The organism is Sphaerisporangium sp. NPDC088356, from assembly GCF_040685555.1.
Classification (GTDB): domain Bacteria; phylum Actinomycetota; class Actinomycetes; order Streptosporangiales; family Streptosporangiaceae; genus Sphaerisporangium.
The window spans coordinates 25,225-41,118 of the sequence record NZ_JBFBIK010000066.1 but is presented as its reverse complement, the minus strand read 5'-3'; the positions used below and the strand labels follow the sequence as shown (position 1 = coordinate 41,118).

General features: G+C 68.9%; 16 protein-coding genes and 1 rRNA gene. 6 read left to right on the top strand and 11 right to left on the bottom strand.

Going from position 1 to position 15,894, the window contains the following annotated elements; translation table 11 throughout:
- The first annotated feature begins 130 nt into the window (after positions 1–130).
- Positions 131–247: ribosomal RNA gene (gene rrf / locus AB0O34_RS23270) — 5S ribosomal RNA — on the top strand.
- A gap of 1,109 nt (positions 248–1,356) precedes the next feature.
- Here the strand turns inward: rrf and AB0O34_RS23265 are convergent.
- Entirely contained in the window at positions 1,357–1,704 is a 348-nt protein-coding gene (locus AB0O34_RS23265) for a hypothetical protein (RefSeq protein WP_363918529.1), read from the bottom strand.
- 291 nt (positions 1,705–1,995) lie between these two features.
- On the opposite strand from AB0O34_RS23265, the gene AB0O34_RS23260 reads away from it, so the two are divergent.
- The gene (locus tag AB0O34_RS23260) at positions 1,996–3,570 is read left to right on the top strand and encodes a substrate-binding and VWA domain-containing protein (protein WP_363918527.1); all 1,575 of its coding nucleotides are present in this window, start codon (positions 1,996–1,998) and stop codon (positions 3,568–3,570) included.
- On the opposite strand, the gene AB0O34_RS23255 is transcribed toward AB0O34_RS23260, so the two are convergent.
- Complete coding sequence (locus AB0O34_RS23255) at positions 3,567–4,061, bottom strand: Lrp/AsnC family transcriptional regulator (protein ID WP_363918525.1); 495 nt, start codon at positions 4,059–4,061, stop codon at positions 3,567–3,569. The two genes, AB0O34_RS23260 and AB0O34_RS23255, sit on opposite strands and share 4 nt — an antisense overlap.
- A 235-nt stretch (positions 4,062–4,296) precedes the next feature.
- Here AB0O34_RS23255 and AB0O34_RS23250 point away from each other — a divergent pair, with 235 nt between their 5' ends.
- Entirely contained in the window at positions 4,297–5,202 is a 906-nt protein-coding gene (locus AB0O34_RS23250; protein WP_363918524.1) for a phenylalanine 4-monooxygenase, read from the top strand.
- Positions 5,203–5,233: 31 nt separating this feature from the next.
- Here the strand turns inward: AB0O34_RS23250 and AB0O34_RS23245 are convergent, their stop codons facing one another.
- The 5 genes from AB0O34_RS23245 to pstS all read right to left on the bottom strand — a co-directional run bounded on the left by AB0O34_RS23245 (position 5,234) and on the right by pstS (position 9,785).
- The gene (locus tag AB0O34_RS23245; protein ID WP_363918522.1) at positions 5,234–5,950 is read right to left on the bottom strand and encodes a response regulator transcription factor; all 717 of its coding nucleotides are present in this window, start codon (positions 5,948–5,950) and stop codon (positions 5,234–5,236) included.
- A 72-nt stretch (positions 5,951–6,022) separates the two neighbouring features.
- Positions 6,023–6,799: a phosphate ABC transporter ATP-binding protein PstB gene (pstB, locus tag AB0O34_RS23240; RefSeq protein WP_363918520.1), complete on the bottom strand. Its 777-nt coding sequence runs from the start codon at positions 6,797–6,799 to the stop codon at positions 6,023–6,025.
- 13 nt (positions 6,800–6,812) lie between these two features.
- A complete protein-coding gene (pstA, locus tag AB0O34_RS23235) occupies positions 6,813–7,694 on the bottom strand; it encodes a phosphate ABC transporter permease PstA (protein WP_363918517.1) in 882 nt (293 codons plus the stop codon).
- Positions 7,695–7,696: 2 nt separating this feature from the next.
- Positions 7,697–8,677 carry a phosphate ABC transporter permease subunit PstC gene (pstC, locus tag AB0O34_RS23230; RefSeq protein WP_363918515.1) on the bottom strand — a complete coding sequence of 327 codons (981 nt, stop codon included), beginning with the start codon at positions 8,675–8,677 and terminating at the stop codon, positions 7,697–7,699.
- 4 nt (positions 8,678–8,681) lie between these two features.
- On the bottom strand, positions 8,682–9,785 hold the full coding sequence (pstS, locus tag AB0O34_RS23225) for a phosphate ABC transporter substrate-binding protein PstS (protein ID WP_363918513.1): 1,104 nt from the start codon (positions 9,783–9,785) through the stop codon (positions 8,682–8,684).
- Between the two features lie 85 nt (positions 9,786–9,870).
- Here pstS and AB0O34_RS23220 point away from each other — a divergent pair, with 85 nt between their 5' ends.
- Complete coding sequence (locus AB0O34_RS23220; RefSeq protein WP_363918511.1) at positions 9,871–10,017, top strand: hypothetical protein; 147 nt, start codon at positions 9,871–9,873, stop codon at positions 10,015–10,017.
- 334 nt (positions 10,018–10,351) lie between these two features.
- Here the strand turns inward: AB0O34_RS23220 and hisN are convergent, their stop codons facing one another.
- The 3 genes from hisN to aroA all read right to left on the bottom strand — a co-directional run bounded on the left by hisN (position 10,352) and on the right by aroA (position 13,559).
- The gene (hisN, locus tag AB0O34_RS23215) at positions 10,352–11,137 is read right to left on the bottom strand and encodes a histidinol-phosphatase (protein WP_363918509.1); all 786 of its coding nucleotides are present in this window, start codon (positions 11,135–11,137) and stop codon (positions 10,352–10,354) included.
- Between the two features lie 101 nt (positions 11,138–11,238).
- Entirely contained in the window at positions 11,239–12,255 is a 1,017-nt protein-coding gene (rsgA, locus tag AB0O34_RS23210; protein ID WP_363918507.1) for a ribosome small subunit-dependent GTPase A, read from the bottom strand.
- 26 nt (positions 12,256–12,281) lie between these two features.
- Positions 12,282–13,559, bottom strand: a complete 1,278-nt coding sequence (gene aroA / locus AB0O34_RS23205) for a 3-phosphoshikimate 1-carboxyvinyltransferase (protein ID WP_363918505.1) — start codon at positions 13,557–13,559, stop codon at positions 12,282–12,284.
- 125 nt (positions 13,560–13,684) lie between these two features.
- Here aroA and AB0O34_RS23200 point away from each other — a divergent pair, with 125 nt between their 5' ends.
- Entirely contained in the window at positions 13,685–14,455 is a 771-nt protein-coding gene (locus tag AB0O34_RS23200; protein ID WP_363918503.1) for an SOS response-associated peptidase, read from the top strand.
- Positions 14,456–14,652: 197 nt separating this feature from the next.
- Entirely contained in the window at positions 14,653–14,985 is a 333-nt protein-coding gene (locus tag AB0O34_RS23195; protein ID WP_363918501.1) for a TraR/DksA family transcriptional regulator, read from the top strand.
- Positions 14,986–14,991: 6 nt separating this feature from the next.
- Here AB0O34_RS23195 and AB0O34_RS23190 read toward each other — a convergent pair whose 3' ends face one another.
- Entirely contained in the window at positions 14,992–15,738 is a 747-nt protein-coding gene (locus tag AB0O34_RS23190; protein WP_363918499.1) for a methyltransferase domain-containing protein, read from the bottom strand.
- Between the last annotated feature and the right edge of the window lie 156 nt (positions 15,739–15,894).

Below are 15,894 nucleotides of genomic sequence, written 5' to 3'. Positions count from 1 at the left end.
ATCGTGAGGTGTGGAGCTGACCGGTACTAATAGGCCGAGGACTTGACCACAAAGCGTTTTGCTCGCGTCCACTATGTAACTCAGAAACAACAAACCGTGGCCCTTGGCCTGGTTGTGTGTTTCAAGGGGTTACGGCGGTCATAGCGGAAGGGAAACACCCGGTTACATTCCGAACCCGGAAGTTAAGCTTTCCAGCGCCGATGGTACTGCACCGGGGACGGTGTGGGAGAGTAGGACACCGCCGGACAAATATTTGAGTAGGCAGGGAAGCCATCCACTTTGTGGGTGGCTTTCCTGCGTTATAGGGGAATTTTGTCGCCCCCTCTATCTTCTAGCTCGGCGACTACTCTCCCCCCTACGCTCTCAGCGCGTTCCCTTCCCAGGGCATTCTTTCCCAGGGCATTCTCGACACGGCCACGGCGAGTTCAGAGTTCAACTCCTCCTCGGCCAGGCGTTCACACGTCCCTCGACGGTTCCTCGCCGTAGACGGCGCCGGCACCGCCGCCCCAGATCCCGCTGCGTCGGCGCCGAGTAACAACACACGGACCTGGAGTGGGGAAGCGGGCTGGTGCTGGAACTAGGGCAAACGTGGAGGATCAGGCTGGGGGGACGCGGGGTCGGGCTGACATAGGGCTGTGGCTCGCCTGGAACTGGGGCCGCGTGCGGGGGGTGGGCTGACTCTGGACCTGGGCTGAGGAGCTGGGCCGAGGTATGGGGTCGGGCTGGGGAGGAGGGCGGGCGGGGGCGGGACCGGTGGGGGTCGGGGATCGGGATGGGGGAGTGCCGTAATGTGACTGTCATAACGGGATTGAGCTGCGGTTTCATGTGTTTTGACAATTGCAGTCCGTCCGTTATTCAAGCGCTTGGTTGCAACGCATGTTCGTTACCGGCGTGACGCGCTACGCTTCCCGATACTCAGGAGCAGATCTCCGCCACGTGTGGCTGGTTGGCGCTAAGGGGTGTGATGTCGTGGCCGGTAGGCATCGTAATCTTGATCCCCTTGGATATGACGGGTGGAAGGACGACCCCTCGTCCCGCGATGACCGCCCTAAACGCGTTCCGAGGTTTATGGGTCGCGCTTCTCAGTCCAAGAGCGCGACGCCATCCAAGGGTGACGAACGGTCCAGGAGTAATGAGGAAGCCCAGGATGACCGCAGGTCTCTGGGCAGGCAGGAATCTTTCGGTGACCCCGGAGCCGTGGCGGGTGACCAGTCCCGAGGGGGCGAGGGGACCGACGGTGACCAGGCACCCTTCGGCGGCTTGGGACTCTTCGCTGATCAGCGATCCCTGGGTGACGAGACGCCCGTTCATGATTCAGGGTTTCGAGGCGACCGTAGACCCTGGAACGATGAAGGGTCACTCGGTGACCTGGGATTCGGCGGCGGGCACGGCTCCTGGAACGACCGGGCTTTCGACGATGCCTTGGGATTCGAGGCTGGTCGCCAAGGGGTGTTCGGTGATGAAACGTCCCTCAGTGATACCGGCTTCGGGCGTGAACGGAGTTCTCGAAGCGACGCGGCCTTCAATGGTGATTGGGGATTCGCGGGTCATCACCAGCCATCTCTCGATGACGACGCATCCGTTCGCGATCGAAGATTCATAGCCGACCGCAGAGCCTGGAACGATGAGGCACCCCTTGGTGTCCTGGGATTCGGGGCTGACCGTCCTGGATCCTTCAGTGATGAGGCGCCCCTTGGCGATCACGGTGTCTGGAGCAACCGGGCTTCTAACGCCAATGGTGACTCCGGCCTCGACAGATCCCTGAGCGGCCAGGGATTCGTGGGCGGTCGGTCAGTCGCCAGTGCGCTGTCATCGGGGGCGGTGGAACGAGCCACCGGTGCCCAGCGATCCGAGGGGAAGGCAGGCAGGCAAGGGAAGCCGCGGAAGGCGGAGAGGCCGGGGGGTTCGCTGACGCGGGCGCGGCGGCGGGTTGTCACGGCCGTCGCGCTCGGGGCCGTACTGCTGGTGGCGCTTGCCGGTGGGGCGTACGCGCTGATGAACAGGACGGCTTGCGGGGAGCACCCTCGATTACGCGTCGTGGCCGCGCCGGAGATCGGGCCCGCACTCGTCCGGATAGCCCAGAAGTACACCAAGGACGGCGGCTGCGCCGCGATCTCCGTACGCACGAGGAGTTCCGCGGACACGGCCGACCAGCTGGGCCTGCGGAAGGACGTCGCGGACGTGTGGGTGCCCGACGCCTCGGTGTGGGCGGACTTCGCGCGGGCGCGGGGCGCCGACCGTGGGCTACTCGTGCAGGGCACGTCGATCGCCCACTCACCCGTCATCATGGCCGTCACCCAGGAGACGGCCACCAAGCTCGCGCTTCACCCCGGCGAGCCGTCCTGGACGCTCCTGATCCCCACCTCGGCGACCAAGAAGAGGCTGCCCAGGGCGTTCACGACGTTGCCGACTCCCAGCAGGTACGCCTCGGGCCTGGCCGCGCTCAACGTGCTGAACGCCGTCGTGGCCGACCGTCCTGACATGCTGAAGATCGTCCAGGGGGTGACGGCGAACCTGAAGAGGGCCATCGTCCCTTCCGAGGAGGCGCTGTTCGGTCTCCTCGATCGGCCAAGCGGTGGCACCGATCCCGTGATCGTGGCCGGAGAGCAGGCCGTCTGGCGGCACAACGACGCGCGGCCGGAGCACCGGGCGATCGGCCTGTACCCCAAGGAGGGGGCCATCGCCCTCGACTATCCCTACGTGCCGATGACCAGGGACCCCGTCACGCGCCAGGCGGCCGAGGAGTTCCGCCGTGCGGTGACCTCGCAGGAGGGCCGTACGCTCCTGCGGGCCGCCGGCTTCCGCGACCCTGCCGGAAGGGCCGGGCCCGCCATGGACGAGCGCCACGGGGTGCGTACGGAGCCTCCCAGGGACATTCCGGCGCCCGACACCAGGACCACGCTCCGCGCGCTGCTGTCGATGAGGTTGCTGCTCGCCGACACCCGTGCCCTGCTGCTCCTGGACATCAGCGGCTCCATGGCCGAGAAGGTACCCGGGCTGACGCGGACCCGCATGGAGGCGACGGCGAAATTCGCCGAGGCGGGGGTCCGCAACCTGCCCAAGGGAAGCGACGTCGGCCTGTGGGTCTTCTCCACCAACCTCGACGGCGACAAGGACTACAAGGAAATCGTGCCGGTCGGCCCGCTGAAGGAGCGCGCCCCGCAGGTCGTCCGGGGGCTTCGCGGGCTGCCGGGGAGCACACGGGGCGACACCGGCCTGTACGACTCGGTGCTGGCGGCCTTCCGGTCGGCCTCGAAGCACCAGGTCAAGGACATGTTGAGCTCGGTCATCGTGTTCACCGACGGCAGGAACGACGACCCGCACGGCATCTCCCGCAGGCAACTCGTCACCACCCTGCGGCGGGAGTTCAAGCCCACCCAGCCCGTCACCATCACGCTGATCGGGTACGGCGACGGCATCGACGCCGGCGAGCTGCGGCAGATCGCGCGGGTCACCAACGGGGTCGCCATGGTGGCCAGGACATTCGACCAGGCCCAGCAGATCTTCCTCCAGGTCATCGCCAACCGCGTGTGCGTCGACAGAGGGAGATGCGCCCCTCAGGATCGTTAGGGCCGCTCAAGGGGGTCCGCCGCCGCGCGCAGCAGTGGCTCGATGCGGAAGGGCACTTGTGTCGACAGCGCGATGGTGGTGTCGGTGCGCTGGACCGCGGGTGACGCCAGAACCCTGGCGATGATCTCCTGAAGGTGCGCGGTGCTCTGGGCGACCACCCGGCAGAGCAGGTCGGCCTGGCCGCTGGTGCCGTACACCTCGATGATCTCGGGGACGGACCCGAGCGCCTGCACGGCCTCGGCCAGCCTGCCCTGCGAGATCTGCAGGGAGACGAACGCGAGGATGGGGTAGCCCATCCGGGCCGGCACGATCGTCGGCCCGAAGTCGCCGATGACGCCGCGGGCGACGAGCTTCTCGACACGGGCCTGCACGGTGCCACGGGCGACGCCGAGCAGCCGTGCCAGCTCGGTCAGGCCGATGCGCGGGTGCGCCCGCATGGTGACCAGGAGCCGGCTGTCCAAGGGGTCGACGGAGCCGTGAGCCGTAGGCATGGCCAGAGACTACGGGTGTACCGGCCCCTGGCGTACGGGACATGTGGGTGTATGGGGGTGGCCGGTAGGGGTCGGGTGAAGTGTCCGGGCACGCGGAAAGCCGGAAGTCGTACCAAGCATGAGGACTGTGCGGAATGACCAGTGTCTGGCCGCTCTGAGGGTCGACCCCTAGATGAAGTGACCACGAAAGCTGGTCGCTCTTGCCATTAAAAGTGCGAATTGCTGTAGTTCTGTCATGTTCGAGGAAGCCCAGTACTTCGCCCCAGTGGCGACCAAGGACGACGGTTCCGTGGTGGTCGAGCTGGCCGCGAACCACCCTGGAGTCGCTGACCCCGTATATCGCGAGCGCCGGAACGCCATCGCCGCTCTCGCGCTCAACCACACCCCCGGCGAGCCGATCCCCCGGGCCGCCTACACCGAGCGCGAGCACGAGGTGTGGGCGCTGGTCACCCGGGAGCTCGCGGTCAAGCACCGGGAGTACGCGGCCGGCGAGTATCTGAGGGGCTGCGAGCGCCTCGGCCTCCCCGCCGACCGCATCCCGCAGCTCCAGGAGGTCGGTGACCTCCTCGAACCGCTGACCGGGTTCCGTTACCTTCCGGCCGCCGGGCTCGTGCCGCTCCGTGACTTCTACGGCGTGCTGCAGGACGGCCTGTTCTACTCGACCCAGTACATCCGCCATCACTCGGTGCCGTTCTACACTCCGGAGCCGGACGTGATCCACGAGGTCATCGGGCACGCCAACGCGCTGGCCTCCGACCGGTTCGCCCGGCTCTACCGGCTCGCCGGCGCCGCCGCACGCCGCGTGGAGACGCAGGAGGCGCTGGAGTTCATCTCCAAGGTCTTCTGGTTCACGATGGAGTTCGGCGTACTGGTGGAGAACGGCGCGGACCGCGCTTACGGCGCGGGCATCCTGTCGTCCTACGGCGAGATCGAGGAGTTCCGGGGGATGGACATCCTGCCGCTCGACCTGGCGGTGATGGGCACCACCACCTACGACATCACGCAGTACCAGGACGTGCTGTTCCGGGCCGAGTCGTTCGACCACCTGGAAGACGTCGTCGGCGACTTCTGGGCCACCTGTGACGACGAGGCCGTCTCCCGTATCGTCACCGACGGCGCGGCGGTCAAGAGCGCGGTCTGACCGCCCGCGGCCCGGTGTGCAGAAAGTGCGCTCAGGCCGGGGTGACCAGCCGGTAGCCGACCCCGCGCACGGTCTGGATCAGCTGGTCGTCGTCGTCTCCGAGGCGGGCGCGCAGGCGCTTGACGTGCACCGCGATGGTGTTCGTCGACATGCTCTCGGCCGCGTGCCAGACGTGGCGCATGATCTGGTCCCGCGTCACCGTACGGTCGGCGTGGCGCATCAGGTAATGCAGCAGCTCGAACTCGCGGAGCGGCAGGTGCACCGGGGTCCCGGCGACGCGCACCTGGTAGGCGCCGACGTCGAGCTCGACGCCTCCCACGGTGAGCACACCCCGCCCGATCGAGTCCCCCGGGAACGCCGCGTGCACGAGCGGCAGGAGCTCGGGTACGCGGTACGGCCTCGCCACGCATGCCGTGGCCCCGGCCGCCAGCGCCTGGATGGCCTGCTCGGCGTGCCCCTCGCCCACGCCGAGCAGCACCGGTACGGCACGCGCCAGCCGTACGGCGCGGACGAACTCCACCGGCCCTATGACAGGCAGGGAGGCGCTGACGAGCACCACGTCGGGCCGTAGCGCGCCGGCCTGGATCAGGGCCTGGGCCCCGTCGGCGACTCCGGCCACGAGGACGCCCTCGCGTTCGAGCGCCGAGGCCAGTTCCCTGACCATGCCGGCATCGGGATCGGCTACCAGCAGCATGGGCGCCGGCCGAGTGTCCCCGTCCACCTCAGGTGCCGTCTGCGGCTGGGTCACACCATCTCCTTAGGTACCGGGCTCCTTAGAAACCGGGCGAACCGGCCATCCGGGGTGCTGATCAGAAACCGGTCATCCGAAGCGCCCGGTGATGTAGTCCTCGGTCGCCTTCTGGGTCGGGTTGGTGAAGATCTTCGAGGTGTCGTCCATCTCGACGAGCTTGCCCGGCTGGCCCTGGCCGGCCAGGTTGAAGAAGGCCGTCCTGTCGCTGACCCGCGCCGCCTGCTGCATGTTGTGGGTCACGATCACGATCGTGTAGTCGTTCTTCAGCTTGGCGACGAGGTCCTCGATGGCCAGCGTCGAGATCGGGTCCAGGGCCGAGCAGGGCTCGTCCATGAGCAGGACCGCCGGGCTGACGGCGATGGCCCGCGCGATGCACAGGCGCTGCTGCTGGCCGCCGGAGAGGCCGGCGCCCGGCTTGTTGAGCCGGTCCTTGACCTCGTTCCAGAGGTTGGCGTCCTTCAGGGAGTTCTCGACGACGCCCTCGGTCTCGGACTTGGAGACCCGGCCGTTGAGGCGCAGCCCGGCGGCGACGTTGTCGAAGATCGACATCGTCGGGAACGGGTTCGGCCGCTGGAAGACCATGCCGACCGTGCGCCGGACCGAGACGGGGTCGACGTCCGAGCCGTACAGGTCCTGGTCCTCCAGCATGATCTTGCCCTCGACGCGGGCGCCCGGGATGACCTCGTGCATGCGGTTCAGCGTCCGCAGGAACGTCGACTTGCCGCATCCGGACGGCCCGATGAAGGCGGTGACCGAGCGAGGCTCGATCGTCATCGTGATGCCTTCGATCGCCTTGTGCGATCCGTAGTACGCGTCGAGGTCGGAGACCTCGATCTGCTTGGCCATTGTCGATAACCCCTTATCGGCCCTTGGCGGGAGAGCGCCACCACGCGATGAGGCGCGCCGCCAGGTTGAGCAGCATGACGAACAGGATGAGGGTGAGCGCTCCCGCCCAGGCCCGGTCGATCGCGGTGTCGTTCGGGCGGCCCATTTGGTCGAAGATGTACAGGGGGAGACCCATCTGCGGCCCGGTGAACGGGTCGGTGTTGATGGAGTCGGTGATGAACACCGTGAGCAGCAGCGGCGCGGTCTCGCCCGCGACCCGGGCGATGGACAGCATGATCCCGGTGACGATGCCGGTGAAGGCCGTGGGAAGGACGATCCGCAGGATCGTCTTCCACTTCGGCACGCCGAGGGCGTACGACGCCTCCCGCAGCTCGTTCGGGACCAGGCGGAGCATCTCCTCGGTGGAGCGCACCACGGTGGGCATCATCAAAATCGACAGCGCCAGCGCGCCCGCGAAGCCGGAGTAGCCGAGGCCGAGCACGAGCACCCAGAAGGCCAAAACGAACAGACCGGCCACCACCGAGGGGATGCCGGTCATGACGTCGACGAAGAAACTGATGGAACGGGCGAGGCGACGCCCCTGGCCGTACTCCACCAGGTAGATCGCCGTCAGCAGGCCTACGGGCACCGAGATCAGCGTGGCGAGCGCGACCTGTTCGAGCGTGCCGAGGATGGCGTGGTAGGCGCCGCCTCCGGCGTCTCGCGCGCCGATGTTGCGCATCGAGTGCGTCAGGAACTCGGTGTCGAAGCGGGCGAGGCCGTTCTTCACCACCAGCCAGACGACCGAGATGAGCGGGATCACCGCGAGGATGAAGGCCAGCCAGACGAGGCCCTGGACGATGTGGTTCTTCAGCCGCCGGTTGAACGAGACCGGGGTGAGGACACTGGGTGACATAGTCATGCTGCGGCCCCCGAGAACTCCTTGCGGCGAGCGATGATCAGCCGGGCCGCCATGTTCACGACCATGGTGATGATGAACAGCACGAGGCCGGAGGCGATCAGCGCGCCCTGGCCGATGGGGGTCGCCTCGCCGAAACCGTTGGCGATGTTGGCGGCGATGCTGTTGCCGTTGGCCGAAAGGATCTTGAAGTCGATGCCGAAGGTCGCGGGGAAGATGAGCGCGACCGCGATCGTCTCGCCCATCGCGCGCCCGAGACCGAGCATGGCCGCGCTGATGACGCCGGGACGGCCGAATGGCAGCACCGACATCCTGATCATCTCCCACCGGGTGGCGCCGAGGGCCAGCGACGCCTCCTCGAGCATCCTGGGCGCCTGGAGGAACACCTCGCGCGAGATCGCCGCGATGATCGGCAGAATCATGATCGCCAGCACGACGGAGGCGGTGAGCATCGACTTGCCGTAGACGGCGTCGCCGGCGAACAGCGGGATCCAACCGAAGTAGGTGTTCAGGAACGTCGAGGGGCCCGTCATGAACGGGATGAGGAAGATCACACCCCACAGGCCGTAGACGACGCTGGGCACGGCGGCCAGCAGGTCGATGACGTAGCCGAGGACGCCGGCGAGGCGGCGCGGCGCGTAGTGCGAGATGAACAGCGCCACCCCGATCGCCACCGGCAACGCCATGATCAGCGCCAGGAAGGAGCTGATCACCGTGCCGAACGCCAGGGCCGCGATGCCGAAGACCGGCTTCGTCGCGTTGGGGGTCCAGACCGTCTCGGTGAGGAAGTGAGAGGTGTTGGCCTGGAGGGCGGGGACGGCCTTCACGATGAGGAAGACCGCGATTGCCGCCATGATCGCTAGCAGCAGGATGCCGGCGCCGGTCGTCGTGAACCGGAAGGGCCCCTCACCGCGGCTGCGCCGGAGGGCGGACCGGCCAATGGCCGGCCCGCCCTCGCGTGTACGAAGTGGCGTGGCCATCGAGTTAGGAGATCGCCTCGACGGCCGTCCGCACCTTGGCGACCAGGGTGGCCGGCAGCGGCGCGTAGCCGAGACCGGTCAGGGCGGTCTGTCCCTGGTCGCTCGCGGTGTAGGTGAGGAAGGACTTGACCAGCTTCGACTCCTCGGCGGAGAGCCCCTTCTCACAGGTGATCTCGTAGGTCACCAGGACGATCGGGTAGGCGCCCGCGGCCTTGGTGGCGTAGTCGATCGACAGCTTCAGGTCGTTGCCGGCGCCCTGGACCTCGGCGGCCTCGACGGTCTTGGCCGCGCTCTCCGGGGTCAGCTCGACGAACTCGCCCGAGCCGTTGGCGACCTTGGCCTTGGTCAGGCCGGAGTTCTCCGCGAAGGAGAGCTCGACGTAGCTGATGGCCCCTTCGGCGCCCTTGACGGCCTGCGCGATGCCGTCAGAACCCTTGGCGCCCTGACCCTTGGCCTCGGCGGGGAACGCCTTGGCCGGCTCGTACGGCCAGCCGGCCGTGGTCTTGAGGAACTTGGTGAAGTTGTCGCTGGTACCCGACTCGTCCGAGCGGTGGAACGCCTGGATGGGGGTCGAGGGCAGCTTGGCGTCGGGGTTGTCCTTCTTGATCGCCGCGTCGTCCCACTTGGTGATCTTGCTGTTGAAGATGTCACCGATGGTCTGCGGCGAGAGCTGCAGGCTGTCCACACCCGGGAGGTTGTAGACGACCGCGACCGGGCCGATCACCATGGGAAGGTTGATCGCCTTGCCGGTCTTGCAACGTGCGTCGGCCTGGGCCGGCTCGCCCTTGTCGTCCTTGAGCGCCGAGTCGGAACCGGCGAACGCGATGGTGCCCTGGATGAACGACTGGACACCCGCTCCGGAGCCGCTGGGCTGGTAGTTGATGCTGACACCAGGGTTCGCGCCCTGGAACGACTTCTTCCACTCGGCGATCGCGTTGGCCTGGGCAGAGGAGCCGGCCGCGTTGATCGTGCCGCTGAGGCCGCCGCTGCCCGCGCTGCCCGCGGGGGCTGACGCGGTATCGGTGCCGCCATTGTTGTCGGTGCCGCACGCGGCGAGCGAAAGCACGCCGGCGATAGCGGCCGCGGCGAGCCGGCCTGCATACTTCACGGTTCTTGTCCTCCCACGTTGTTCTCAACGCTTAGGACGCTAGGGAGCCAAGGTGACTTGAACCCCGGTTAAAGGTGAACGAGGAATGAACGGGCCGGGTCACTCTTGCCGTGAACGGTTCAAGCCGCTTTGCGGAATCATGGGAAGCATGACGCGCGTCTGCCTGGTCTGCATGGGAAACATCTGCCGGTCCCCGATGGCCGAAGGTGGTGCTGCGGCGGGTGCTGGATGACCGCGGGCTCGCCGGCCGGGTCACTACGGCGGCATCGACGGCTTTCTCGACGTCCTGCGCATGGTCGAGGCCGCCTCCGAGGGCTTGGCCGAACACCTCGCGGAGCGGAGCGGCCTTCCTCGGTGAACGCGACTGTTCCCTTACGGACAGTCACGCGGGCGCGGAGGTGCCGTAGCGTCGATGGCACCACGGGCGAGGAGGATCGGCGTGCTTCCAGGATGCGGTAACTGCAGTTGCTACCTCGACGACAGGGTCATCTCCCGGCCACCCGACGAGCGCTGACGGCCGAAAGGGCCCGGTCCCGAGAACAGGCCGGGCCTTTTGGCCGGCGCGCTCAGTCGCCCAGGCGCTTGAGCACCTCGCCGTGCAGGAGCGGGTTGGCGCAGACCATGCTGCCGCCGTCGACGTCCATCGCCCCGGACAGGTCGGTCCAGATGCCGCCCGCCTCCTCGACGATCACCGTGAGGGCGGCCATGTCCCAGGCGGAAAGCTCGGGCTCCGCCGAGATGTCGACCGCGCCCTCAGCGACCATCATGTGCGACCAGAAGTCGCCGTACGCACGGGTGCGCCAGACGGCCCGGGTGAGGTCGAGGAACTCGCCGAGGCGCCCCCGCTCCTCCCAGCCGCCGAAGCTGGAGTACGAGAACGACGCGTCCTGCAGGCGGCTCACCGACGAGACGTTGCAGCGGGAGGCCTTGGTCAGGCTCCGCCCGGTCCACGCGCCGCCGTCGCGGGCCGCCCACCAGCGGCGGGACAGCGCGGGGGCCGAGACCACGCCGACCACGACGCGCCCGTGCTCCATGAGCGCGATCAGCGTGGCCCACACCGGGACCCCCCGCACGTAGTTCTTGGTGCCGTCGATCGGGTCCACGACCCAGCAGCGCGAGCCGTACCCGCTGGTCTTGCCCGTCTCCTCGCCCACCACCGCGTCGCGGGGCCGGGCACGCCGCAGGGTGCCGCGGATGGCGTCCTCGACCGCGCGGTCGGCGTCGCTCACGGGCGTCAGATCAGGTTTGGTGTCGACCCGCAGGTCAACGGCCTTGAACCTGCGCATGGTCAGATCGTCGGCGCTGTCGGCCATCATGTGCGCCAGGCGCAGGTCGTCGCTATAGCCCGTCACAGGGACAAACGCTACCGTGCCGCCGTCGCTTTCAGCAGACCTGGATCGTTCCCAGCGCGGCCCCCCGGCACGCCCCGGTCACCGCCGCGTCGCGACCGGTCTCAGTCGTCGTCCGGCTCGCCGTCACGGCTGGCGAGAAGGCGGCGCAGCGACGCGAGGCTCATCGGATCGGCGTTCCCCTGCGCCACCCAGGCGTCGAGCGAGCACTCCTCGCCCCGGTGACTGCAGCCCTTCGGGCAGTGGACGGCGCCCTCGGCCAGGGAGGGGAAGGCGGCCAGCACGTTGTCGACGGAGACGTGCCCGAGGCCGAAGCTGCGCACTCCCGGAGTGTCGATGATCCAGCCGCCGCCGGGCAGTTCGAGCGCGACGGCCGAGCTGGAGGTGTGACGCCCGCGACCCGTCACGGCGTTCACATGCGACACCGCCCGCCCGGCATCCGGCACCAGGGCGTTGACCAGCGTGGACTTGCCGACGCCCGAGTGACCGACGAGCACGCTCAGCCGGTCGTTCAACCTGGACCGCACCTCGTCGAGCTCCCCGCCCTTCCGCACCACGATGTACGGCACGCCGAGCGGGTCGTAACGGGCGACGAGGTCGTCCGGGGGCGCGAGGTCCGCCTTGGTGAGGCAGAGCAGCGGCTCGATGTCGGCGTCGAAGGCGGCGACCAGCATGCGGTCGATCATCCTCGGGCGCGGCGGCGGGTCGGCCAGCGCGGTGACGATCACGAGCTGGTCGGCGTTGGCCACGATGGGGCGCTCGACCTCGTCGGTGTCGTCGGCACTGCGCCGCAGCATCGAGGTGCGCGGTTCGAGCCGGACGATGCGCGCCAGCGTGTCGGGCTGCCCGGACGTGTCGCCGACCAGGCTCACGCGGTCGCCGACCACGATGCCCTTGCGGCCGAGCTCGCGGGCCCTCATCGCCATCACCGGGCGCGGCTGGTCGCCGCGCTTCTTGCCCTTGCGGCCGTCGGCGCCGCCGGGCACCTCGGCCACCTCGCCGCCGACGAGACAGGTGTAACGGCCGCGGTCGACCGCCACGACGAACGCCGCGACGGCGTCCTCGTGCGCGGGACGGCGCCTGGTCCTCGGCCGGGATCCCTTGCCCGGCCTGACCCGCACGTCCTCCTCGTCGTACTCCCGCTTTCTCAGCTGCCTTCCTCCAGCATCAGCGCCCACATGCGGGCGAACTCGGGAAGGGTCTTGGCGGTGGTCGCGATGTCCTCCACCTGGACCCCGGGAACCGCGAGGCCGATCACCGCTCCGGCCGTCGCCATGCGGTGGTCGGCGTAGCTGTGGAAAACCCCGGCGTGCAGCGGCCGTGGGTTGATCACCAGGCCGTCGGCGGTCTCGGTCACGTCGCCCCCGAGCCCGTTGATCTCGTTGGCCAGCGCGGCGAGCCGGTCGGTCTCGTGCCCCCGCAGGTGCCCGACGCCGCGCAGCGTGCTCGGCGAGCCCGCCAGCGCCGCCAGGGCGGCGATCGTCGGCGTCAGCTCTCCGACGTCGTGCAGGTCGGCGTCGACGCCCTCGATCGGCCCGCCGCCGGTGACCTTCAGGCCTTCGGGGGTGCGGGTGACGGTCGCTCCCATGCGCGGCAGGAGGGTGCGCAGCTCGTCGCCGCCCTGCGTGGTCTCCGCCGGCCAGCCGGGGATCGTTACGGTGCCCCCGGTGACGAGGGCCGCCGCCAGGAACGGGGCGGCGTTGGACAGGTCGGGCTCGACGGTGAGATCGCGGGCCGCGATCGGGCCGGGCTCGACCCGCCAGACATCGGGCTCGCCGTCGTCCACGCGCACGCCGGCGGCGCGGAGCATCTGCAGGGTCATCTCGACGTGGGGCATGGACGGCACGGGCGGGCCGCTGTGCCGCACGGTCACGCCCTTGTCGAAGCGCGCGGCGGTCAGGAGCAGCCCCGAGACCAGCTGGGAGGACGCCGAGGCGTCCAGCGTGACCTCGCCCCCGGACAGCGGCCCCCGGATCGTGAACGGCAGCGCGTCGCCCCTGACGTCGGCGCCGAGGGCGCGCAGCGCGCCGAGGATCGGGCCCATCGGCCGCGTGCGGGCGTGCGGGTCGCCGTCGAAGGCCACCTCGCCGTCGCCCAGGGCCGCCATCGGCGGGACGAACCGCATGACCGTGCCCGCGAGGCCGACGTCGATCGACGCGCCCCCGCGGACCGGGCCGGGCACGACATGCCAGTCGACGCCGGAGGCGCTCTCGTTCGAGGGGGTCAGCTCCGCCCCCAGTGATCGCAGGGCCGCGACCATCAGATCGGCGTCGCGGCTGCGCAGGGCCCGCCGTACCGTGCCAGGGCCGTCGGCGAGCGCGGCGAGCAGGAGGGCGCGGTTGGTCACCGACTTGGACCCGGGCAGCCGGACGTTCGCGTCGACGGGCGCGATCGCCTCCGGCGCGGGCCACAGGGAAGCTGACATAGCTCCGAGCCTACCGGGAGCCTCCCCGGGAAAGGGGGGCACGCTATCCCCGCCCGGCCGGCGCTCGCGCCGTCCGGGCATGATCGGCGGGGGAATCTTGTGGTCAGGAGGCCGCAGGGTTCGCGATGGTGCGGCAGTCTATGGGCATGTGCGGGAGATACGCCTCAACGAAGAAGCGCCAGGAGTTGCTGGAGGAGTTCGAGATCGCGGCGGACGAGACGTCCGACGAGCTCCCCGCGGACTACAACGTCGCCCCTACCAAGAAGGTCTACGCGGTCCTCACGCGCTCTCAGGCGAAGGACGAGGACGACGGCGCCGAGCCCGAGCCCACCCGGCAGCTCCGCGTGCTCAAGTGGGGGCTCGTGCCCAGCTGGGCCAAGGACCCCTCCATCGGCTCCCGGATGATCAACGCCAGGGTCGAGACGCTCGCCGAGAAGCCGGCGTTCCGCAAGGCCTTCGCGAAGCGCAGGTGCCTGCTGCCCGCGGACGGATACTACGAGTGGTACAGGCCAGACAAGAAGAACAAGCAGCCGTACTTCATCCACCCGTCGGACGGCGAGGTGATGGCCATGGCAGGGCTGTACGAGTTCTGGAAGGACCCCGCGCGCGCTGATGACGACCCGCTGAAGTGGCTGACCACCTGCACGGTGATCACCACGACCGCCGAGGACGATCTGGGGCACATCCACGACCGCATGCCCGTGATCATCGGCCGTGACCGGTGGGCCGACTGGCTCGACCCGGGGCGGACCGACCCCGCCAAGGTGCTCGACGTGCTCGAGACGGGCCGCCCGAGCGGGCTCGCCGCCTACCCGGTGTCGACCGAGGTCAACAGCGTCAGGAACAACGGCCCGCACCTCCTCGAACGCGAGGACCCCGAGACCGCCCTGTTCTGATGGTGCCCCCCCGCCGGGAGGGGCGCTTGGTAAAAGGCTGAGTCACACCGGTGTAAGAGCACGGCCGAATGGGCATCCGGTGAGAAAAGCGCGATGCCTCATCGGCTGAGAGTCACCGCCCAGAGCCCAGGGCCAGGCGGGAGTTCCGGGGGATCCCGTCCAAGGCCGTACTCATTTCTTCCCGGAGGTGCGGATTCGTGGACGACGCGACCGCTCGGGCCCAACTGGAGAGCATGCTGGCCGAACTCGACCGGTCCATCATGGTGTTACGGGGAGATCCCGTCGCCGTGGGCGACAGGTCGGCGGCCGACGCGGGGTCCGATCTCACCGACGCCGACCGCGCGCGCGCCATGATCGACGTGGCGACGCGGCAGCGCACGGCGGTGGTGGACGCTCTCAAACGCATCGACGCCGGCGTCTACGGCAGCTGTGTGGACTGCGGGAAGCCCGTCCCCGAGGGCCGTCTCGCGGCACGCCCGGAGGCCTCCCGCTGCGTCCAGTGCCAATCGGACCGGGAACGCCGCCGCTGACCGGCGCTACTTGGGCCTGCGGGCGCTGGCCACCAGGTGGATGCCCACGGTGTCGTCGTCGTCGGGATGCGCGTCCAGCTCCGTGCGGACGAGCCAGTTGAGCGCCCGGGTGTCGGCGGCGAGGACGTGGTCCACGGTCGAGGGTGACAGCACCGTGCGCGGCCGTACCCACTCGACCTCCAGCCCGGCGTCGGCGAGCAGCTCGCGGAGCTGGGCGCTGGTGAAGCAGCGGGTGATGCTCCCGTCGGGCCACGGCACGAGCATCACCTCACCGGTGCCGGTCTGGCACAGGTGCGCCCAGTAGTTCTGCTCCGCCATGATCGCCATCCCCAGCACGAGCGAGTCGACGCAGGCGAGCACGCGCCCGCCCGGCTTGAGCACGCGGACGACGTCCTCCATCGTGGACTCGGCCATGAGCTCCAGCGACAGCACGCGCTCCTCGGCGATGACCGCGTCGATGGAGGCGTCGGGCAGGAAGCCGAGATCGTCGGCACGCACCCGGCGGATTCTGTTGGAGGCGTCGCGCAGCCAGGGATCGGGAGCGCGCCGGAAGTCGACCACCTCGATGACGTGGTGCCCCGCGCCCGCCGCCTGGGCGGGCCAGCGCCCGCGCCCGCCGGACAGATCGAGAAGCAGGCAGGGTCGCTCGGGGAGCCATCGCCGCAGCTGTTCGGCCACCACGGCGTGGTAGAAGGTCCAGTACGGCCCGAGTGCGCCTGAGCCGTTCAGTTCGTTGGCTGGGATGGGCAGCACGAGTGGCTCCTGGACGGTCGGGGCTCCGGGGAATCGCTACCAGCCGGTACGTATCTTTTTCCCCGTACCGGGTCGTTCGTCACCTTCTACTTACCGGGAACAGATGCTATGCCTCGCGTGTTGCAGACGCGTGTAAACACGCGAGGAGGTTCCGTC